At 68.1% G+C, this 20,129-nt stretch carries 24 protein-coding genes; 9 read left to right on the forward strand and 15 right to left on the reverse strand.

Going from position 1 to position 20,129, the window contains the following annotated elements:
* Nucleotides 1-24: 24 nt before the first annotated feature.
* Nucleotides 25-441 (reverse strand): cupin domain-containing protein, encoded by a 417-nt coding sequence (locus SBI80_RS10865; protein WP_318974511.1) that lies wholly within the window; start codon nt 439-441, stop codon nt 25-27.
* A gap of 93 nt (nt 442-534) precedes the next feature.
* Here SBI80_RS10865 and purM point away from each other — a divergent pair, with 93 nt between their 5' ends.
* Nucleotides 535-1,614: a phosphoribosylformylglycinamidine cyclo-ligase gene (gene purM, locus SBI80_RS10870; protein ID WP_318974512.1), complete on the forward strand. Its 1,080-nt coding sequence runs from the start codon at nt 535-537 to the stop codon at nt 1,612-1,614.
* A gap of 36 nt (nt 1,615-1,650) precedes the next feature.
* On the opposite strand, the gene SBI80_RS10875 is transcribed toward purM, so the two are convergent.
* The gene (locus SBI80_RS10875) at nt 1,651-1,842 is read right to left on the reverse strand and encodes a DUF3073 domain-containing protein (RefSeq protein ID WP_318974513.1); all 192 of its coding nucleotides are present in this window, start codon (nt 1,840-1,842) and stop codon (nt 1,651-1,653) included.
* Between the two features lie 145 nt (nt 1,843-1,987).
* On the reverse strand, nt 1,988-3,067 hold the full coding sequence (ygfZ, locus tag SBI80_RS10880) for a CAF17-like 4Fe-4S cluster assembly/insertion protein YgfZ (protein ID WP_318974514.1): 1,080 nt from the start codon (nt 3,065-3,067) through the stop codon (nt 1,988-1,990).
* A 43-nt stretch (nt 3,068-3,110) separates the two neighbouring features.
* Here ygfZ and SBI80_RS10885 point away from each other — a divergent pair, with 43 nt between their 5' ends.
* Nucleotides 3,111-3,980, forward strand: a complete 870-nt coding sequence (locus tag SBI80_RS10885; RefSeq protein WP_318974515.1) for an aminodeoxychorismate lyase — start codon at nt 3,111-3,113, stop codon at nt 3,978-3,980.
* Between the two features lie 268 nt (nt 3,981-4,248).
* Here SBI80_RS10885 and SBI80_RS10890 read toward each other — a convergent pair whose 3' ends face one another.
* The 8 genes from SBI80_RS10890 to lmeA form a co-directional block, all read right to left on the reverse strand.
* Nucleotides 4,249-4,509: a hypothetical protein gene (locus SBI80_RS10890; RefSeq protein ID WP_318974516.1), complete on the reverse strand. Its 261-nt coding sequence runs from the start codon at nt 4,507-4,509 to the stop codon at nt 4,249-4,251.
* A complete protein-coding gene (locus tag SBI80_RS10895; protein WP_318975214.1) occupies nt 4,509-5,141 on the reverse strand; it encodes a heme-binding beta-barrel domain-containing protein in 633 nt (210 codons plus the stop codon). Before SBI80_RS10895 ends, SBI80_RS10890 begins: the two co-directional genes overlap by 1 nt.
* Nucleotides 5,142-5,350: 209 nt before the next feature.
* On the reverse strand, nt 5,351-5,653 hold the full coding sequence (locus SBI80_RS10900; protein WP_318974517.1) for a DUF1416 domain-containing protein: 303 nt from the start codon (nt 5,651-5,653) through the stop codon (nt 5,351-5,353).
* A 1-nt stretch (nt 5,654) separates the two neighbouring features.
* Nucleotides 5,655-6,488 (reverse strand): sulfurtransferase, encoded by an 834-nt coding sequence (locus tag SBI80_RS10905; RefSeq protein WP_318974518.1) that lies wholly within the window; start codon nt 6,486-6,488, stop codon nt 5,655-5,657.
* Between the two features lie 36 nt (nt 6,489-6,524).
* Nucleotides 6,525-6,989, reverse strand: coding sequence for a DUF4395 domain-containing protein (locus SBI80_RS10910; RefSeq protein WP_318974519.1), 465 nt, complete (start codon nt 6,987-6,989; stop codon nt 6,525-6,527).
* 88 nt (nt 6,990-7,077) lie between these two features.
* Entirely contained in the window at nt 7,078-7,170 is a 93-nt protein-coding gene (locus SBI80_RS28230; protein WP_413232709.1) for a putative leader peptide, read from the reverse strand.
* Nucleotides 7,171-7,211: 41 nt separating this feature from the next.
* Nucleotides 7,212-7,637 carry a thioredoxin family protein gene (locus SBI80_RS10915; protein ID WP_318974520.1) on the reverse strand — a complete coding sequence of 142 codons (426 nt, stop codon included), beginning with the start codon at nt 7,635-7,637 and terminating at the stop codon, nt 7,212-7,214.
* Nucleotides 7,634-8,431, reverse strand: coding sequence for a mannan chain length control protein LmeA (gene lmeA, locus SBI80_RS10920; RefSeq protein ID WP_318974521.1), 798 nt, complete (start codon nt 8,429-8,431; stop codon nt 7,634-7,636). The genes SBI80_RS10915 and lmeA overlap by 4 nt, the downstream gene beginning before the upstream one ends.
* A 185-nt stretch (nt 8,432-8,616) precedes the next feature.
* Between lmeA and SBI80_RS10925 the strand changes: the two genes are divergently transcribed.
* The 6 genes from SBI80_RS10925 (at nt 8,617) to pstB (ending at nt 14,359) form a co-directional block, all read left to right on the forward strand.
* The gene (locus SBI80_RS10925) at nt 8,617-9,402 is read left to right on the forward strand and encodes a winged helix-turn-helix transcriptional regulator (RefSeq protein ID WP_318974522.1); all 786 of its coding nucleotides are present in this window, start codon (nt 8,617-8,619) and stop codon (nt 9,400-9,402) included.
* Nucleotides 9,399-10,283, forward strand: a complete 885-nt coding sequence (gene mshD / locus SBI80_RS10930; protein ID WP_318974523.1) for a mycothiol synthase — start codon at nt 9,399-9,401, stop codon at nt 10,281-10,283. Before SBI80_RS10925 ends, mshD begins: the two co-directional genes overlap by 4 nt.
* A 122-nt stretch (nt 10,284-10,405) precedes the next feature.
* Complete coding sequence (gene pstS, locus SBI80_RS10935) at nt 10,406-11,548, forward strand: phosphate ABC transporter substrate-binding protein PstS (protein ID WP_318974524.1); 1,143 nt, start codon at nt 10,406-10,408, stop codon at nt 11,546-11,548.
* A 48-nt stretch (nt 11,549-11,596) separates the two neighbouring features.
* Complete coding sequence (pstC, locus tag SBI80_RS10940) at nt 11,597-12,646, forward strand: phosphate ABC transporter permease subunit PstC (RefSeq protein WP_318974525.1); 1,050 nt, start codon at nt 11,597-11,599, stop codon at nt 12,644-12,646.
* Entirely contained in the window at nt 12,643-13,557 is a 915-nt protein-coding gene (gene pstA, locus SBI80_RS10945) for a phosphate ABC transporter permease PstA (RefSeq protein ID WP_318974526.1), read from the forward strand. The genes pstC and pstA overlap by 4 nt, the downstream gene beginning before the upstream one ends.
* 25 nt (nt 13,558-13,582) lie before the next feature.
* The gene (pstB, locus tag SBI80_RS10950; RefSeq protein ID WP_318974527.1) at nt 13,583-14,359 is read left to right on the forward strand and encodes a phosphate ABC transporter ATP-binding protein PstB; all 777 of its coding nucleotides are present in this window, start codon (nt 13,583-13,585) and stop codon (nt 14,357-14,359) included.
* Here pstB and SBI80_RS10955 read toward each other — a convergent pair.
* Nucleotides 14,356-15,330, reverse strand: coding sequence for a quinone oxidoreductase family protein (locus tag SBI80_RS10955; RefSeq protein WP_318974528.1), 975 nt, complete (start codon nt 15,328-15,330; stop codon nt 14,356-14,358). The two genes, pstB and SBI80_RS10955, sit on opposite strands and share 4 nt — an antisense overlap.
* A gap of 81 nt (nt 15,331-15,411) precedes the next feature.
* Here SBI80_RS10955 and SBI80_RS10960 point away from each other — a divergent pair, with 81 nt between their 5' ends.
* On the forward strand, nt 15,412-15,927 hold the full coding sequence (locus SBI80_RS10960; RefSeq protein WP_318974529.1) for a MarR family winged helix-turn-helix transcriptional regulator: 516 nt from the start codon (nt 15,412-15,414) through the stop codon (nt 15,925-15,927).
* Here the strand turns inward: SBI80_RS10960 and phoU are convergent.
* From phoU to dusB, 3 genes are all read right to left on the reverse strand, one after another.
* Nucleotides 15,924-16,589 carry a phosphate signaling complex protein PhoU gene (gene phoU, locus SBI80_RS10965; RefSeq protein ID WP_318974530.1) on the reverse strand — a complete coding sequence of 222 codons (666 nt, stop codon included), beginning with the start codon at nt 16,587-16,589 and terminating at the stop codon, nt 15,924-15,926. The genes SBI80_RS10960 and phoU overlap by 4 nt on opposite strands.
* A 94-nt stretch (nt 16,590-16,683) precedes the next feature.
* Complete coding sequence (locus tag SBI80_RS10970; RefSeq protein WP_318974531.1) at nt 16,684-18,723, reverse strand: LCP family glycopolymer transferase; 2,040 nt, start codon at nt 18,721-18,723, stop codon at nt 16,684-16,686.
* Nucleotides 18,724-18,939: 216 nt separating this feature from the next.
* Entirely contained in the window at nt 18,940-20,073 is a 1,134-nt protein-coding gene (dusB, locus tag SBI80_RS10975) for a tRNA dihydrouridine synthase DusB (RefSeq protein WP_318975216.1), read from the reverse strand.
* Nucleotides 20,074-20,129: the final 56 nt, after the last annotated feature.

The following is a 20,129-nucleotide window of genomic DNA, read 5'->3' on the forward strand; positions in this document are numbered from 1 at the left end:
GGGTATGAGTGTCCGCCTGGGGGCCTATTCAAACGGACACCCCGGATTCGGCGCGTCGACGGCCAACGGCTCACCGGCCGCAACGATGTAGAGCACCCACATCACCACCGGATCCGGCCCGAGATTGCGACCGATGTGCACGTGGTCCGGGCCGCTCGCCTCGGTGATGGGCGCACCCGTCGGGTAGAGGCCATCGATGGAGCAGTCGGCGAAGTCGTGGGTCAGCGTGCCCGCACGGATCACGCCGTACACCCGGCCGGGATGCCAGTGCCATCCCGTGCTGCCGCCGGGCGCAATGGTGATCTGCTTGGTGACGTAGTCGTATCCGTTCACCCTCGACTGGGCCAGGACGTCGGCTTGGACGTCGATCCCAGGGGTGGCCGCGGCGGTGGCCATCGGTGCGAACGCAATCGCCAGCGCGGCCGTGATCGCAGCTGGCATCAGAGGAGGCATCGGGGCTCAGCGTGTCATACGGAATCGGACAGGGGGATGGAATGTGCGCCGCGCTGGTTGCGCCCGGTACCCTTGGGCGCGATGAGCGAGGATCAGCGGGCTGAGGACAGCGGCGCCTCCTACGCATCTGCCGGGGTGGACATCGAGGCGGGTGACCGCGCGGTCGAACTGTTCAAACCGCTTGCGAAGAAGGCCACCCGACCAGAGGTGCGTGGAGGGCTCGGCGGGTTCGCCGGGCTGTTCGCGCTGCGCAGCGGGTATCGCGAACCGCTGCTGGCGTCGTCCACCGACGGCGTGGGCACCAAGCTGGCCATCGCTCAGGCGATGGACAAACACGACACCGTGGGTCTAGACCTCGTCGCGATGGTCGTCGACGACCTGGTGGTGTGCGGTGCCGAGCCACTGTTCCTACAGGACTACATCGCCGTCGGCCGCACCGTCCCCGAGCGCGTCGCCGAGATCGTCTCCGGGATCGCCGACGGGTGCGTGATCGCGGGCTGTGCTCTGCTCGGTGGTGAGACGGCCGAGCACCCTGGCCTGATGTCGCCCGATCACTACGACATCTCGGCGACCGGCATCGGCGTGGTCGAGGCCGACGACGTTCTCGGTCCCGACCGGGTAAGGCCCGGCGACGTGATCATCGCCATGGCCTCCACCGGCCTGCACTCCAATGGGTACTCGCTGGCGCGCAAGGTGCTGCTGGAGATCGACCGGGGCAACCTGGCGGGTCACGTCGAGGAGTTCGGCCGCACTCTAGGCGAGGAGCTCCTCGAGCCGACGCGCATCTACGCCAAGGACTGTCTGGCGCTCACCGCCGAGACGCAGGTCCGCACGTTCTGTCACGTCACCGGCGGAGGCTTGGCCGGCAACCTCGAGCGTGTCATCCCCAATGGGCTGAGCGCCGAACTGGACCGCGGAACATGGACGCCCGCACCGGTTTTCGCCATGATCGCCCAGCGCGGACGCATCGAGCGCGCCGAGATGGACAAGACGTTCAACATGGGTATCGGCATGGTCGCCGTCGTCGCGCCGGAGGACACCGACCGAGCATTGGCGATCTTGACCGCGCGTCACCTGGACTGCTGGATCCTGGGCACCGTCAAGAAGGGTGCCAAGGGGGAGTCCCGCGCTCAGCTGGTCGGGCAGCACCCGAGGTTCTGAGCGGCTGTTCCGGACCGGGACGCTGACGCGACCGACTCAGCGCCGCCAGTCGTCGTCGTCGGCCCACCGGTCATCGATGAGACCGTCGCCGTTGAGACTGTCCGGCTCGGGGGAGCCTGAACCGCCGCCCAGCTCTTGTTGCAACCGTTGAAAATCGGTTTGTGGCGAGCTGTACTTAAGGTCACGAGCAACCTTCGTCTGCTTCGCCTTCGCCCGGCCGCGGCCCATGGGGGACCCCCTCGCGCAATAACGGAGCGGCCCGATTAGCAGGCGGCTCCGATCTGAGTGTATTTATCGTCCTGTCGATACTTTACCGTGCCCGGCGGTCTCATGCTGGCAGGGCCATCTCAGCGGCGGTGCGGCGACACCGCGTTCAGCGCTGAGTGCCCCGCAGACGTTCCACTGCCAGTCGTCCGGCGCCCACGCCGGCGGCCGCCGGCAACGAGTCGGGGTCGATCAGAGCACTGGTCTCGACCTCGCCGCCGGTGGTCAATTGGGTGTCGGCGGGCACGCCTCGCTTGAGCAGGGCGACGGCGATCGGGCCGAGGTCGACGTGGTCGACGACCGTGCCAAGGCGACCGATCGGCCGCCCCCCGGCCAGCACGGGGTCACCCGTCACCGGCCGGTCGGTTGACCCGTCCAGATGCAGCAGCACCAGCATGCGGGGCGGCTTTCCGAGGTTGTGCACCCGGGCAACGGTCTCCTGGCCTCGGTAGCAGCCCTTCTCCAGGTGCACGGCGCCCTCACCCGGCCCGCCTATCCAGCCCACCTCGTGGGGGATGGTGCGCTCATCGGTGTCGACGCCGAGGCGGGGATGCAGGGCCGCGGCGCGGTGCGCCTCGTGGGCCCAGATGCCCGCCGGTCGCACGTCGGCCGAGAGCAGCCGGTCCCACAAGCCGGCGGCCGCGTCGCGCGGCACCACCAGATCGACCTCGCCGTCGCGAACGGTGCGCACGAACCCGCCGTCGGGCAGCGGCACTGCCGTCGCCGGCGCGGGCAGTGCCGGCACGCCGATGGCACCGAGCACCGCCGCGCCGGACACTTTGGGTCCCAGTAGCGAGAGCACCGCCAGGTCGGCGGGGTCGGCCACGACGTCGGCCCAGAAGATCATCTTGCGCAGATACGCCAGCAAGGGCTCACCGCGCCAGGGCTCGGTATCGATGATCGTGGCGCCGTCGAGCTGGGTCTGCAGCCAGTGATCTTCGACTCGCCCTTGCGCGTCGAGGCTGAGGTTCTCGACCACCGCCCCGTCGGGAAGTTCGCTGACTTGCTGGCTCGAGATCGTGTGCAGCCACTTGCGGCGCTCGTCACCGGTGAGCCGGATGGTCGCCCGGTGCGAGCGATCCACCACCACCACATCGGTCGCCGCGGCGCGCTGCTCACCGAAGGGGTCGCCGAAATGCCACGTGGCGCCGACGTCTGGCCCGGACTCTGGAGCTGGGATTGCGGACATCCCTCCAGCGTACGGAGGTTTGGTCCCGTTACCCTCGACCCCCATGGTGGGCATCGGCGTCGTCGTCACACTCGACGGTCGGGTCGTGCCGCCGAGCCACCCGATCGTCGACGTGGCCGCTCCGATGGTCGCCCGCGGGGACGGAGTCTTCGAGACGCTGCTGGTCCGTAACGGACGGGCCCGTCTACTGGCCGCACACCTCGACCGGCTGGTGCGGTCGTCGGCGATCCTCGGGCTTCCGCCGCCGGACCCAGGGCTGTGGCGGGCCGCGGCGGTCGCCGCGTGCGCGGCGTGGCCGGATGCCGAAGACGCCGAAGACGCCGAAGACGCGGTGCTGCGGATGGTCTACGGCCGCGGTGCGGCAGGCGAGCCCACCGGCTTGGTGACGGTATCGACACTGCCACCGCGGGTGCACACCTCGCGCCGCGACGGGGTGTCGGCGGTGACACTGGACCGAGGGGTGACGGCCGCCGGTGACGTGCCACCCTGGTCGCTGGCCGGTGCCAAGTCGCTGTCCTATGCGCTCAACGCCGCCGCCCTGCGTCATGCCGAACGGCTCGGCGTGGGTGAGGTGGTGCTGACGAGTTCGGATGGCTTCGTCCTGGAGGGGCCTCGCTCCAGTGTGGTGATCGCCGACCGCAACGGTGTGCTGGCCACCCCGCCACCGTCGATGCCGATTCTGCCGGGCATCACCGTGCGCGCGGTGTTCGCGGCGGCCCGAGCCCAGGGCATGCCGTGTGAGGAACGTCCGCTGCGGATGGCGGATCTCGACGCGGCGCAGGCACTCTGGCTGCTGTCGAGCATCACGCTGGCCGCCCGCGTGCACACCCTGGATGGCCTCGTTCTGCCGAGTCCGTCCGGGATCGTCGACATGGCGTCGCTCGTCGACCGGGCGATGGCTGAGCAGGGATGATCGTCGGCGCCAAAATCGGTTGTCGGCACCAAGATTCGGGAGTACCTTCGCTTCTACACAGGAAGGGAGGTGGTCCGAGACTTTGATTGACTCATGGACAAGTGAGGTGGCTGCCCGCTAGCAGCACCGGGACTTTTCCAGCGTGCGCTGGCGAATTCCCGGCAGTCACCCGGCCCCCGAGCCCCTCGGTCCGTCCAACCAGGAACCAACGGCTCGGGGGCCGCTCCATGTCTGGACTACGTAGCGCGGGTCGCGCCCGACGAAGCTCCTAGTTCGCGGGACCGGGTTCCAGCGACGAGCAGGCTTGCGTGGCCCGCTCCCAGGCGTCCTGGTCGACACCGGCCGGCGGGCCCGTCGTCGGGCCGGGAGCGGCGGGCACGCCGTGTTCGGCGAGGCACTGCGACAGCGCGCCGTGCGTCGGCGCCGGGGACTGCGTCGTCGGCGCGGGCGTGGGTGCGGACGGCTGCGAGCTGCACGCCGCCAGCAGGGCTGCGGCGGCGAACACGGAGACGATCGGTCCGGGTCGCACTACCCGACGTGCCGGGACAGTCGGGCCGACAGGTGTGGAACGAGGCCGCCGTCGGCGTCGACGCGTTCCTCGACGTAGGCGAGGTCGCCGCCCTCGATGATGCCGTACAGCCGCTTGGCGCCTCCGACGAGCACGCCCGACTTGCTGCGCGCCAGTGCGTCGGTCGCCAGCTCCCAGGACGACTGGTTGAGCGGGTGGCCGTAGAACAGCTCGACGTAACCGGCGGAGTGCGCCAGCAGCAGTTCGATGGCCTGCGATTCGCCTGGGTCGTCTGGATCGTTGACGAAGCGCCAGAAGCCCGACTCGCGCAGCGCTGGCCCCTCGAATTCGCCGGACTCCGAAAGCAGCCAGGAGCGGGCCTCCCAGTTGAGGTATTCACCACCATCGTGCGACACGATGATCTGCTGGCCGAAGGGGTAGTCGCCGTTGGCGCCGCGCCCGGTGCCCTCACCGCGCCACACGCCGACGAGCGGCAGCAGGGCGAGCAGTGCGTCGTTGAGGCTGACGCCCTCGCGGAGATTGGCGGTGTCGGCGGGGATCGGCAGATCGTCGAACGCCGGAAGGTTGCGCGCGGCCGTGACCTTGGCGCGCTCGATGGCCGCCGCTACGGCGCGGTCGGCCGATCCAGGAATGACCGAACTCGCTCCCGCATTGGTATCGGCGGGGTTGTCGTCTGCCGTCACAATTCGTCGGTGATCAGCCGGTACACCGCGTAGAGGGCGAACCAGGTGATGACGACGACCGCCGCGACGAGCAGGATCTCGAAGAAGAGCACCACGGTGTCGAGTCTAGTTCCTCGGCGGTGCCCCGACGCGTCGGGGCACCGCTCGCCGCATGGTCGCTACGCGACCTTGACGTCGACCTCGTGGATGCCCGCACCCGCCGGCGCGATGCTGGCATCGCCGTTGCCCGCGGGCGACAGGGCGCGCAGCGTCCACGTGCCGGGGGCTGCGAAGAACCGGAAGTCACCCGTCGCCGATGCGACGACCTCGGCGGTGAATTCGTCGGAGGCGTCGAGCAGACGCACGAACGCCCCTCCGACGGTCTGCCCGGACCCGTCGACGACGCGGCCGGTGATGACCGTCTCCTTCTCCAGGTCAACGCTGGAGGGCAGAGTCAGTCCTTGCTTCGGTGCAGAGCACATGTCAACTTCCCAATTCGATCGGGGCGCCCACCAGGGAGCCGTATTCAGTCCAACTGCCGTCGTAGTTCTTGACGTTCTGGTGTCCCAGCAGCTCCTGCAGCACGAACCAGGTGTGCGAGGAACGCTCACCGATGCGGCAGTAGGCGATGGTCTCCTTCTCGCCGTCCAGGCCGGCCTCGGCGTACAGCTTGGCCAGGTCTTCGTCGGACTTGAAGGTGCCGTCTTCGTTGGCTGCCTTGCTCCACGGGACGTTGATGGCGCTGGGGATGTGTCCGGCACGCTGGCTCTGCTCCTGAGGCAGGTGCGCGGGCGCCAGGATCTTGCCGGAGAACTCGTCGGGGGAGCGGACGTCGACGAGGTTCTTCTCGCCGATGGCCGCGATGACCTCGTCGCGGAAGGCGCGGATGTCGTTGTTGGGGGCCTTGGCGTTGTAGGAGGTCGCCGGGCGGTCCTTGACCTCGGTGGTCAGGGGGCGGGAGTCGAGTTCCCACTTCTTGCGGCCGCCGTCGAGGAGCTTGACGTCCTGGTGGCCGTAGAGCTTGAAGTACCAGTAGGCGTAGGCGGCGAACCAATTGTTGTTGCCGCCGTACAGCACGACGGTGTCGTCGTTGCCGATGCCCTTGTCCGACAGCAGCTTCGAGAACTGCTGCTGGTCGACGAAGTCGCGCTTGACCTGATCCTGCAGCTCGGTCTTCCAGTCAAGTCGGACGGCGCCGGCGATGTGGCCGCCCTCGTAGGCGCTGGTGTCCTCGTCTACTTCGACGAAGACGATGCCGGGGGTGTCGAGATTGCTCTCGGCCCATTCTGCAGTGACCAGGACGTCGGAGCGTGCCATGGATGAGATCCCTTCGTAAGTGTGGACGGGCGGCGGTCAGGCCGTGGTGGGAGTGCTGCGGAGACGTGCGACGAGCGGGTAGAGCTGGCAGCCCAGGCAGATGCCGAAGGCCGCGTTGAGGAATGCTGCCACCAGGGCGAAGGCGGTCAGGACCAGACCGACGGTGACCAACCCGGTGGCGAACCCGACCGTGCCGAGGAGTGCGAAGACGAACCCGACCAGCTGTGCGAACTTCAGCGGCGGAACTGGCTCCTTCTCGGTAACCGGGCCGAGTCGAGGGGCGACGAACGCCGCGAAGATCCGACCGTAGGGGTGCTTGCGGGGCCCGCCGACGGCTCCGATCGCGAACACCGCGGTCTGCAGACCCAGCAGCACGGCCGCGGCGGCCGAGCTGAAGGCGGAGGTGACGAGTGTGGCGACGATGACCGCCGTGGTGACCCAGGCGGCGAAACGCGGTCCGCGGACGTCGACCTGGTCTGGTTCAGTGGGCTGGTTGGGCACGAGTCTCTCCTGCTGTCATCGAGGTGTCTGGGCGTGGGGCATGCCAGAAAGGGCTGCTCCGAGGCGGCGCGAAGAAACGCTCAGCTACTCAGCAGCAACGACAACGACAACGACAACCCGCAACGCGGCACAGATCGACTGCGCGACGCTTGGTGAGCAGAAGCTCGAGGCGGGGGGACACGCCGGTCAGCTTACCCAAGTCCGCTCCAAAAGACGAAGCCGTCAGCCCAACAGCGGTTCGAGGGCGGAGCGCAGGTCAGCGGCCTTGGGCACCCCCGAGGTGCGGTGGCGTTGCCGGCCATCGCGGTCGAAGACGAAGGTGGTCGGCAGCGACAGCACCGAGAGCCGGCGCGCGGCGGCCGGATCGTCGTCCATGTCGATCTCGACGTGTGCGACTTCGGGTAGCTCGGCACACACCTGGTCGACCACCCGGCGGACGCCCGCACACGGACCACACCAGACGGCGCTGAAGTGCACGATCGCCGGCCGACCCGGCGGTAACCCCAGCTCGGCGGCATCGACGCCGGCCGGAGTCGCCGGCGTGCTGCGCAGGATGCCGCGCCGGCGGGTCATCAGGCGACCGATGACGAACGCCACCGCGAGCGCGGCAACCAGCACCCCGAGGACGACCGGCAGTGAGGAGCTCATGACTGTCTGAACCCATCCGGGCCGACGGTTACTCCCGTCGTGATGCCCTCGATGATGATGTCGGAGCCGCGCGCGCCCTCGTGGGTCGGAGAGATCGCGAACGGCAGCTTCATCCCCGGCATCTTGGTGTCGAACGCGGCGAGCACAGCCGCCTTCTGGTCATCCGGCACGGGTTCGTCGGCCGTGCCGGCTCCGGTGAGGACGCCGGTGGCAGTGAAGACGAGGGTGGTGTCATCGTCCGGAGGTATCGACAGGTCGACCGCCACGCTGACCCGATGGTGGAAGCCGGCCGCGATCGGGGTGCCGGTGAACACCAGCCCGCGGCTCTCGGAGATCCCGGACTCGGTGGTGCCGCCGGTGGCGTCGTTGGTCTCCCTCGACGGAGCCTCTACGAGCAGATCCTTGATGCCCATGAACCGGCCCACGTGAGTGGAGTCGACGATGATGCGGCTCTCCAGCTTGCCGATCGGCAGCTTGGCCCCTGGGCCGATCAGCCAGGACGTCTCGGTCAGCCCGACGTGATGCAGCGTCGCCTCCAGGGAGACCTTGCCGACAACCGGGTGGTCGACACCCGCGGCGCGAATCTCCACTTCCTTGTATTCGTGGCGCATCGCCTGCGTGGTGAACGGGAACCCCAGGATGCCGACCCAGGGGTCGAAGGGTAGGTGGTTGGCCGCGCGGATGGTCCGAGCCCAGTGGAACTCGGCGTAGATGGCGGTGCCGAAATCGGCGCCGACGATCCCGACGGCCACCGTCGTCACCCCGGCGGCCAGTCCGATCAGCAGCTTGCGCACCCGCACATTCTGGCCTACCGGGATCGCGAGCCAGCGCTCAGCGCGGCTAATTCGCAGCTAGCACGCTATCGTTATGCCAGCGTGGCCGGTAACGGCGGCGTGTCAGCCATGAATCTGGGAGATTGCCCGGACTTGTCGATGCAGATGTCGTCGGGTGATCTTCCCGGGATGCGCTGGAGGGCCTGTTGGATCTTTTGCTACTGACCGTCGACCCGCACCCCGAGTCGGTACTGCCGTCGTTGGCGCTTCTGGCGCACAGCGTGCGGTCCGCACCGACCGAGGTGTCCTCTCTTCTCGAGGCGGGCACCGCGGACGTGGCGATCGTCGACGCCCGAACCGATCTTGCCGCGGCTCGCGGGCTGTGCCGACTGCTGGGAACCACCGGCACGTCGGTGCCCGTCGTCGCGGTCGTCAACGAAGGCGGCCTGGTGGCCGTGAACGTCGAATGGGGTCTCGACGAGATCCTGTTGCCCAGCACCGGACCGGCCGAGATCGACGCCAGGTTGCGACTGCTGGTCGGACGCCGCGGCGGTGCCGCCGACCAGGAGAGTGCAGGCAAGGTCAGTCTTGGCGAACTCGTCATCGACGAGGGCACGTACACGGCGCGGCTGCGCGGCCGCCCGCTGGACCTGACGTACAAGGAGTTCGAGCTACTGAAGTACCTGGCTCAGCACGCGGGCCGGGTGTTCACCCGCGCGCAGCTGCTGCAGGAGGTCTGGGGTTACGACTTCTTCGGCGGCACCCGCACCGTGGACGTGCACGTGCGGCGGCTGCGGGCCAAGCTCGGCCCCGAGTACGAATCGTTGATCGGCACCGTCCGCAACGTCGGATACAAGGCCGTTCGCCCCGCCCGCGGCCGCCCGCCCGCACCGGACTCCGACCTCGGTGACGACCTCGACGACATCGATGCCTACGACGACGAGCCGGCGGGTCTGCCGGGCACGGTGGGCGACCCGCTTCGCGCGCAGTGACCGAAAGCCGTTGGCGGACAGCTCTTTCGGATGACGAACAACGTCGCATCCTGGCTCTGCTGGAAGCCGTGACAGAGCACGACGGGACGCCCCCGGTTGGTGACCAGGTGCTGCGGGCGCTCTCCGGCGACCGGACCAGGCATCTGGTCGCCGAGCAGGACGACGGTCTCGTCGGCTACCTAAATCTCACCCCGGCGACCGACGATGCTCCCGCCATGGCCGAGGCGGCCGTCCGCCCCGACGCCCGCCGACGGGGAATCGGTTCGGCGCTCATCCGGGCCGGGCTCGCCGAGGGCGGGGCCCAGGCCAGGGTGTGGGCTCACGGCAATCTCGAACCTGCGCGGGCCACGGCCGCCGCGCTCGACCTGGTCGCTGCCCGCGAGCTGCTCCAGATGCGCCGGCCACTCGACGGTCTCCCATCCACGCAGCTGCCCGCCGACGTTGCGCTGCGGACCTATGTGGGGCCCAGCGACGACGCCGAACTGCTGCGGGTCAACAACGCCGCCTTCTCCTGGCACCCCGAGCAGGGCGGCTGGACCGAGGCGGAGATCGCCGAGCGGCGCGCGGAGCCCTGGTTCGACGCCGACGGGCTGTTCTTGGCCTTCGACGCCACCACCGGGCAATTGCTGGGCTTCCACTGGACCAAGATTCACGGCCCCTCCCTCGGCGAGGTCTACGTCGTCGGCGTCGACCCGAGCGCGCAGGGCCGCGGACTCGGCAAGGCCCTGACCCTGGTCGGTCTGCACCACCTCGCGGCGCGCCTCGGGCCCGACGCCGCTGTCAGTCTTTACGTCGAGGCAGATAACTCTGCCGCCATGAAGACGTATGAACGCCTGGGTTTCGAAGTGTTCATCGCGGACGTGGCGTACACCCGCCGTTAGCCCCTCAGCTGTGAAATCGCTGAGGCTGTTCACCGCTCGTTCATCTTTCGTCAGCGATCCGTCCACTAGCGCCGCATACGTTGCCGTGGAGTCCTGAGGCAGACGAATCGAAAGTGGGATCAGTGAAGCTCAATCGCTTTGGCAAGGTGCTCGGCACCCCGGCAATCACGCTGTTGTCGGTGGCGGCCGTCGCCACGATGACCATGACCGCGTGCGGCAGCGACAACAACTCCGGAACGTCTTCGAGCAGCGCCTCGGGGTCCTCCTCCTCGTCGGCCGCCGCGGACTGTGGCGGCAAGAACGCGCTCACCGCCGAGGGCTCGACCGCTCAGCAGAACGCCATCGCCGAGTTCAACAAGGCGTGGGGCCAGGTCTGCGCGGGCAAGGCACTGTCCTACAACCCGACCGGCTCGGGTGCGGGTGTCACGCAGTTCATCGCCAAGCAGGTGGACTTCGCCGGCTCCGATTCGGCTCTCTCCGCCGATCAGACCGCCCCGGCCGCCGCACGCTGTGGCGGCAACCCGGCGTGGAACCTGCCGCTGGTGTTCGGCCCCGTCGCGATGGCCTACAACCTCGAGGGCGTCGACAAGCTCGTCGTCAACGCCGACGTGCTCGCCAAGATCTTCACCGGTGCGATCACCACGTGGAACGACCCGGCAATCGCCGCCCTCAACAGCGGCGCCACCCTCCCCGACACCAAGATCACGCCGATCTACCGGTCGGACTCGTCGGGCACCACCGACAACTTCCAGAAGTACCTGACCGCCGCTGCCCCGCAGACGTGGACCAAGGGTGCGGGCAAGGAATTCCAGGGCGGTGCCGGCGAAGGCGCTCAGAAGTCCTCCGGCGTCGTGCAGGCCGTCCAGGCCACCCCTGGCGCGATCGGCTACGTCGAGAAGAGCCCGGCCAAGGCGGCGAACCTTCCGTTCGCCCAGATCGACAGCGGCGCCGGCCCCGTCGAGTTGACCGACGAGACGACCGCCAAGGCAGTCGGCGACGCCAAGTTCAAGGCCGAGGGCATGGACCTGACGCTCGATCTGAACGCGCTGTACGCGTCCAAGGAAGCCGGCGCCTACCCGCTGATGCTGGCCACCTACGAGATCGTGTGCTCCAAGGGCTACGACGCCGACACCGCCGCTGCGGTGAAGTCGTTCCTCTCGGTGGCTGCCAACCAGGGCCAGGCCAACCTCTCGGCCGCCGGCTTCGTTCCGCTGCCCGACTCCTTCAAGCAGCGCCTGCTCAAGTCCGTCGACGCAATTGCATAGTTGGCTGGCGTACCGCCACCAACGCGGTGAGGATGGGTTCTGGAACCGATGACCGACAACGGGATGACAGTGACGACACCGAACCCAACCGGTGCGGGATCGGGTGAAGTAATCGCTTCGCCCGTCCCGACTCCGGAGCCCATCTCCACCAACCCCTCGCGGGGGGCGAAGGTACGTCTGGGTGACCGCATCTTCGGCGGACTCGCCGAGGGCGCGGGCATCCTGATCGTCGTCCTGATTGCGGCGATCGGGGTCTTCCTCCTGTGGCGCGCGGTGCCCGCACTCAACCGCAACGAGGCGAACTTCTTCACCTACGGCGGCAACTGGGTCACCACGAACACGGCGTCGATGAAGTTCGGCATCCTCGACCTGCTCCAGGTCACCGTGTTCGTCTCGTTGTTCGCCCTGGTGCTGGCGATGCCGGTGGCGCTCGGCATCGCCATCTTCCTCACCCAGTACTCGCCTCGTCGGCTGGCGGGACCGCTCGGCTACGTCGTCGACCTGCTGGCGGCCGTGCCGTCGATCGTCTACGGCGTGTGGGGTCTGTACGTCCTGGCGCCGGTGCTCAAGCCGTTCGCGCTGTGGCTCAACCAGAACTTGGACTGGCTATTCCTGTTCAAGACGGGCAACGCCTCGGTGGCTGGTGGCGGCACCATCTTCACGGCGGGCATCGTGCTGGCGGTGATGATCCTGCCGATCATCACCGCGGTGGCCCGCGAGGTGTTCGTCCAGACGCCACGCGGCCAGATCGAGGCCGCTCTCGCGCTGGGCGCCACGCGGTGGGAGGTCGTCCGGACGACGGTGCTGCCGTTCGGGCTCTCCGGTTACATCAGCGGCGCGATGCTCGGCCTGGGTCGTGCGCTCGGTGAGACCATCGCGCTGCTGATCATCCTGCGTGGCACGCAGTCCGCGTTCGGGTGGTCGCTGTTCGACGGTGGATACACCTTCGCCAGCAAGATCGCCTCTGCCGCCAGCGAGTTCAACGATCAGTACAAGGCGGGTGCCTACATTGCCGCCGGCCTGGTGCTGTTCATCCTCACGTTCGTGGTGAACTCGGCGGCCCGCGCCGCGGTCGCCGGAAGGGGCGCAAAGTCATGACGGCCACACTCGACCAACCGGTCAAGGCGCCGACGTTCCAGGGCGTCAGCGCCCGCCGAAAGCTGACCAACAGCGTTGCCACCGTTCTGGTCTCGGCCTCGGTGCTGATCGCGTTGATTCCCTTGATCTGGGTGCTGTACTCGGTCATCAGCAAGGGCCTCGCCGCGGTCACCTCCCCGGTGTGGTTCACCAACTCGCAGGCCGGGACGACGGCGTTCTCCCCTGGCGGCGGCGTCTACCACGCGATCATGGGCACGCTGCTGCAGGGGCTGGTGTGCTCGCTCATCTCGATCCCGATCGGCGTGATGGTCGCGGTCTACCTCGTCGAGTACGGCGGCGGTACCCGACTCGGCAAGATCACCACCTTCATGGTCGACATCCTCACCGGTGTGCCCTCGATCGTGGCCGCGCTGTTCATCTACGCGCTCTGGGTGGCCACGCTGGGCTTCGAGCGTTCGGGCTTCGCGGTCTCGCTGGCCTTGGTGCTGTTGATGATTCCGGTCATCGTGCGGGCCACCGAGGAGATGCTGCGGATCGTGCCGATGGATCTGCGCGAGGCGAGTTACGCGCTCGGCGTGCCGAAGTGGAAGACCATCGTGCGCATCGTCATCCCGACCGCATTGTCGGGCATCGTCACCGGCGTCATGCTGGCGCTGGCCCGGGTGATGGGTGAGACGGCCCCGCTGCTGATCCTGGTCGGCTATGCGGCGTCCATCAACTTCGACATGTTCGGCGGCTTCATGGGCTCGCTACCCGGCATGATGTACGACCAGATCTCGGCCGGTGCCGGCGCGAGCCCGATTCCCACCGATCGCCTGTGGGGTGCCGCACTGACGTTGGTGCTGCTGATCGCCATCCTCAACGTCGCGGCGCGCGTCGTCTCGAAGATCTTTTCCCCCAAGAAGATTTAGTCATTTAGCAGAAGCGGAGCTTCCCGTGGCCAAGCGCCTCGATCTCAAAGACGTCAACATCTACTACGGGTCGTTCCATGCGGTGGCCGACGTCGCGCTGTCGGTGCAGCCGCGCAGCGTGACGGCGTTCATCGGCCCGTCGGGCTGCGGCAAGTCCACCGTCCTGCGCACGCTCAACCGCATGCACGAGGTGATCCCCGGCGCTCGCGTCGAGGGCTCGGTGCTACTCGACGGCGAAGACATCTACGGTGCCGGGGTCGATCCGGTCGGCGTTCGCAAGACCATCGGCATGGTGTTCCAGCGGCCGAACCCGTTCCCCACCATGTCGATTCGTGACAACGTGGTCGCCGGGTTGAAATTGCAGGGCCGGCAGAGCAAGAAGACCCTCGACGAAGTCGCCGAGCGCTCGCTCAAGGGTGCCAACCTGTGGAACGAGGTCAAGGACCGGCTGGACAAGCCGGGTGGCGGCCTGTCCGGTGGTCAGCAGCAGCGACTGTGCATCGCCCGGGCCATCGCGGTGCAGCCCGACGTCCTGCTGATGGACGAGCCCTGCTCGGCGCTCGACCCCATCTCCACGTTGGCGATCGAGGATCTCATCGCCGAGTTGAAGCAGGACTTCACCATCGTCATCGTCACCCACAATATGCAGCAGGCGGCTCGCGTCAGCGATCAGACGGCGTTCTTCAATCTGGAGGCGACGGGCAAGCCGGGCCGGCTCATCGAGATCGACGACACCGAGAAGATCTTCTCCAACCCGACCCAGAAGGCCACCGAGGACTACATCTCGGGCCGCTTCGGCTAGGGAGTCAGCACCACCCGGGTTCCCGACGGCTCGGGTGACGTCCACGCCTCGGCGACGTCGGCCAGCGGACGGGCCTGGGTGCGCAGCTGCAGTGCGCCGCTGGCCACCATGTCGAAGAGCCGGGGGAGTGCCTCGGTGCGGGCACGGGCCATCACCTCCGGTGGCACACTGCCGATTCCGATGCCGGACAACGTAATTGCGGTTCCGCGCAGGGCGCCTGCTGGCAGGGTGATCGTCGGCCCAGCCATCGAGCCGATCTGGACGAAGCGCGTCGCGTGGAAGTGTGTCGAGGGATGACTCTCGACCAGCCCGGTGAGGGCCGCTTCGGCCGGCGCGCCCCACAGGTAGTCCAGTACCGCGTCGAATGGTCGCTCGGTGTGCAAGGCGGCCACTCGGGCACCCAGATCCTCGGTGGTCATGGCGATCGCATCGTCGGCGCCGACCGTGCGCAACCAGTCGAGCCGGCCGGTGTCGCGGCCCGCGACGACGACTCGTCCCGCCCCGAACTCGGCCTTGGCCAGCTGGGCGGCCATCGAGCCGGTCACGCCGGTGGCCCCAAGTACCAGGACGTGGGCACCCGGTTGCAGGGCGGCGCCGTAGTTCAGTGACATCCACGCCGACATGCCGGGGTTCGGGATGGCCGCGGCACTCACCGAATCGACGTGCTCGGGTACCTCGATCCCGCCCGCGGGGTCGACGAGGGCCCGTTCGGCCATCATCCCGTACGGTGCCAGCGCGCCGGTGTAGATGCGTCTGCCGTCGTCCAGCCTGGCCACGCCGTCGAATCCGGGAATGGCCGGCAGCTGAATCTCCTTGCTGGCGTAGTGTCTTCCCGACATCAACCCGCGGGTCAGATTGGTCACCGCGGATGCCTCGACGGAGGCGATCACGGCCCCGTCTCGGGCCAATGGCTCGGGCCGGTCGGTGTAGATCGGGGTCTGGCCGAACTGTTCGACCACGGCTGCCTTCATCGTGCGCTCCCATGTTTCTACGGAAATGGTTTCTATAGAAACAATGTACGAGCCCGCGTCGTCGATGGCAAGATGGTTTCCATGAAAACCAAGTCGGCGCTGATAGCGGACATCGATCGCCTGGTCGGCGCCGTCGGGGACAAGTTCGGCATCGAGATGGGTGGCGCCGGTGAGGGTGATGCCGAGCGTGAGTTCATCGCCGAGCGCTGCCCGCCGCGAGTGGCGGCCGCGGTCCATGCACTACCGGCGCTGTCGATGCACCTGCTCGACGCCATCGCCGACGGTCCGACCGGCCTAATCGGCCTGGCGGCGCGGTCGGGACGGCTCAAGGGCACGGTTTCCAAGCACGTGCAACGCCTGGTGGAGGCGAACCTGGTAGTGCGCTCGCCGGTGCCCGGCAATCGCAAGGAGATTCAGCTGGCCCTCACCGCGGACGGCGAACGGGTGGTCGCCGCGCACCGCGAACTGCACGACGAGATGGCACTCGGCCTGCAGGACTTCCTGCGCGACTATGCCGTCGCGGACCTTCGGGTGATCGAGACGGTGCTGAGAGACCTGCTCGCGGCCAAGCGCGTTGGCGTCCGGTTGTCCCGCTAGGAGGCGGAGATGACTTCGTCGTCGGGAAAGCTGCCGGTGACCTGGAAGATCACCCGTCGCGCCACCTCGACGGCATGGTCGGCGAACCGCTCGTAGTAGCGGCTCAGCAGCGTGACGTCGACGGCTGCGGTGACGCCGTGCTTCCACTCGCGATCCATCAGCACCGAGAACAGGTGCCGGTGGAGGTCATCCATCGCGTCGTCCTCTTCGCGGATGCGCGCTGCCTTCTCCGGATCCCTGGTGGCCAGCACCTCACGCGCACTGTTGCCGAGATCGACTGCGACCCTTCCCATTTCGGCGAAGTAGCCGTTGACTTCCTCGGGCAGGGCGTGCTGCGGGTGACGACGGCGAGCGATCTTGGCGACGTGCAGTGCCAACGCGCCCATCCGGTCGACGTCGGCGACGATCTGAATGGAGCTGACGATGGCGCGCAGGTCCCCGGCGACGGGAGCCTGCAGCGCCAGCAGTACGAAGGCGGCTTCCTCGGCGCGCAAGCTTGCGGCAGCGATGTGTTCGTGGTCGGAGATGACTTGCTCGGCCAGTACCAGATCGGCCTGCAAGAGGGCCTGGGTCGCGCGCTCCATGGCAACGCCGGCAAGGCCGCACATGTCAGCGAGCTGGTCTGTCAGGGCAGCCAGTTGCTCGTGGTAGGCGGTACGCATGTCCCAAGACTACGGGCTGGTGACCTCGATCGTCACGATCACGCGGGTGAACGAAAGGTGAATGCCACCTGCCGTGACGCCGACCCGGCGGCGGTCACTCGCAGGTGGTGTCGGCGGCGTTGGTGACCGTCAGATCCTCTGGCAAATGCGTGGTCGTCCCGCTGCGGTCGTGTACCACGTGGACCTGCACCGAGGAGCCGCTGGGCGAGGGTGGGTTGACCTTGCTGAAGTCCGAGCCGAGCACCACCCGGATGACGTTGCCCATGCCGGAGACCCGTTCGATGGACGGGACGCCGGGATTGGCGAACGACGAAGCCACGGTCGCGGCGGCCTGCTCGTTGCCCTCCGAGAAGAAGACCGTCGTGGAGCCCAGCGGTCCCGGATAGTCGTCCGGCGTGTCCACGTTGAAGCCGTGCTGCGCGAGCTCGGTGGCGGCGGTCGACGCCAGCCCGTTCGCCCCGGTCGAGTTGGATACCCGCACGGTGATGTCACCGGGACTGGTGGTGACCGCGTCGACGAGCTCGCCGTTGGCGTCCGGCGCAGCCGGGGCCGCGCTGGCGGCCTCGGGCGTCTGCGGCACCGGCGTGTTGTCGGCGTTGCGCTCCTCGGGCAGGGGATCGTCGTTGATGATCGCGTCGAACAGTGCACGCATGTCGTCGGCGCGGGGGACCTCGTTGCCGTACTCGTCGGCATAACCCACCGTCGGCACGGTGACGAACGTGATGCGCCCGGCGTTCACGCCCTGCACCGACTGGCCGAGGTCGACGAGATCCTTGGTCTGGATGTTGTCGACGTAGCTGTCGTTGATGAACAGGTTCACGACGTCGTTGAGTTTGTTGAGCGAGAAGAACGTGTCCTTGGAGATCAGCGAGCGCAACAGCGACGACAGGAACAGCTGCTGGCGCCTGATGCGGCCGTAGTCACCGTTGGTCTCGGTGGTGACCTGCCTGGCGCGCACGTACTGCAGGGCGGTGTGCCCGTCGACGATTTGCCTTCCCGCATTGGCCAGCACCGTGCCGAGCTCGTAGTCCTCCAGGGGCGTGGTGCTGCATACCTCGACGCCGCCCAGGGCGTCGACCATCTTGGCGAAGCCGTTGAAGTCGACGGCCATGAAACGGTTGACCGACAGGCCGGACAGCTTCTGGATGACCTTGACCAGGCACTTGGGGCCGCCGACGGCGTAGGCAGAGTTCAGCTTGGTCTCGGTGTAGACCTTGTCCATGCCGTAGACGGGGGAGTCGGGGTCGGTGGCCGGTCCGTAGGCGAAGGTGGTCGGGTCCCAGTGCTCGCACTGCATCGGCGTGATCGACAGATCACGGGGGAACGACACGGCCACGACGCGTTTCCGGTTCGCCGGGATGTTGACGAGCATGATCGTGTCCGACCGCGCACCCGCTGCGTCGTCCGTCGTACCCGCGCCCATGTCGGCGTTCTGACCGAGGCGGCTGTCGGTGCCGACGATGAGGAAGTTCTCGTCGCCGAACTGGGCGCCGGGATCGACGATGTCGCGCGAGTTGGGGTCGAGCGCGGCCACCTTGTTGAGGCTGTTGTTCTTGGACGTCTGCCACTGCCAGGCGGCGCCGGTCGAGGCCAGGGCGAAGACGGCGATGAGTGCTGCCGCAACGCGGCCCATCACCATGGCCGTCCGGCGGCCGCGGCGCGGGGCGGCCGGCACCGGCTCGGGGTCGGCGCCCACCCTCTCAGGCAGTGCCAGCTCCTTGCTCAACCCGGTCAGGACGGGGAGCTCCGAGGCGTGCGCGGGCACGACGGGAATGACTTCGGTGTCGGGTTCGGGTGCGGGCTTCTCGCGCCGGCGGGGCAGCTCCCCGGAGGATCCGGCGATCTTGGCGATCAGATCGGCGACGGTGACCCCGTCGGTGTGGTTGCCGGTGGGAGCCTCGGAGGCGTCCTCGTCGGCGGTGGGCGCGGGCTGGTCGCCGGGTGCCGGGCCGGAGACCGGGACATCGGTCGAAGCTCGTGCCCGTTCCCACGGCGCGGCGCCTAGCGCTGGTCGTGACGATCGGGTAAGCCAATGGTTGTCGGGCGTGGACGTGCCGTCGGGGCTGGATTCGGAGTCGTCGTCGGGTGTCCCCGGTGAACGGCGACCGGGGGCGGCGTTGTCGCCGTCACTCATGTCCTACCGGCCTCCGACTGTCGGGAACGCCGCGCCCACGCGCGCCTGGGATCTTCGATGCTGCTTGTTCTTGTAGCAGCACGTCACGAACTCCGCCAGTCGGAGCCCGTCGTAGTGGTCTCTCATCGTACTGAGACAACCCCAGTCGGAGCCAGTCCGCGCGAGCGTCAGTGCAGTCTCGATGACGTCTCGACACCGTCTCCGAACCGTGACGAGTTAGCCACCAGAATGCATGACGTCCGCTCCCGCGGGCACCGTGCAATCGTCGGGATCATTCAGCCATCCCTCGGGCAGAGTGACCGAGCCCGGCGAGCCCTGCCTCCCTCGCGGGCCCTCGGCCGCCGCGGGGAACGGCACGTCGGGGTCCAGCTGCGACAGCAGGTCGTCGAGTTCGGCGAGCGTCTTGACCAGCGCCAGCGCCCGTCGCAGCTCGGCTCCGGCGGGGAATCCGTGCAGGTACCAGGCGACGTGCTTGCGAATGTCGCGCATGCCCTTGTCCTCGCCGAAGTGGTCGGCCAGCAGCTCTCCGTGGCGCCGCGCGATGGCGGCCACCTCACCCAGCGTCGGGGGCGTGGGGCAGGGGTTGCCGGTGAACGCGGCGGAGAGTTCGGCGAACAACCACGGACGCCCGAGACATCCGCGTCCGATGACCACGCCGTCGCAGCCGGTGACGTTCATCATCTCGATCGCGTCACCGGCGTCGAAGATGTCGCCGTTGCCCAACACCGGGACGCTGGTGACGTGCTGCTTGAGCTCGGCGATGCGGCTCCAGTCGGCGCTGCCCGAGTAGCGCTGCGCAGCGGTACGGGCGTGTAGGGCGACAGCCGCCGCGCCCTCCTCGGCGGCGATCCGGCCGGCGTCTAGGTGGGTGTGGTGCTCGTCGTCGATGCCGATCCGGAACTTGACGGTGACGGGAATGCCGGTGCCCGCGGTGGCGCGGACGGCGGCCGCCACGATCTGGCCGAACAACTTGCGCTTGTACGGCAGCGCCGCACCGCCACCGCGCCTGGTCACCTTGGGAACGGGGCAACCGAAGTTCATGTCGATGTGGTCGGCCAGGTCCTCGTCGACGATCATCTTCGCCGCGGCGTAGGTGGTGGCCGGATCCACGGTGTAGAGCTGCAGCGAGCGAGGTGACTCGTCGGGCCCGAACGTGGTCATGTGCAGCGTGGCCTCGTTGCGCTCGACGAGCGCGCGGGCGGTCACCATCTCGCACACGTAGAGCCCGCTGACGGTGCCGGCGCGGGCCAGTTCGAGTTCTCGGCACAGGGTGCGGAACGCGACGTTGGTGACGCCGGCCATCGGGGCGAGCACCACCGGACTGCGCAGCTCGAAGGGCCCGATGCGCAGCACTCGCCGATCCGCCGCGCCAGCTGTGCCTGGCGCGGCGGATTCGACGTGCCGAG

It is taken from the genome of Mycolicibacterium sichuanense (assembly GCF_033741125.1).
Lineage (GTDB): Bacteria > Actinomycetota > Actinomycetes > Mycobacteriales > Mycobacteriaceae > Mycobacterium.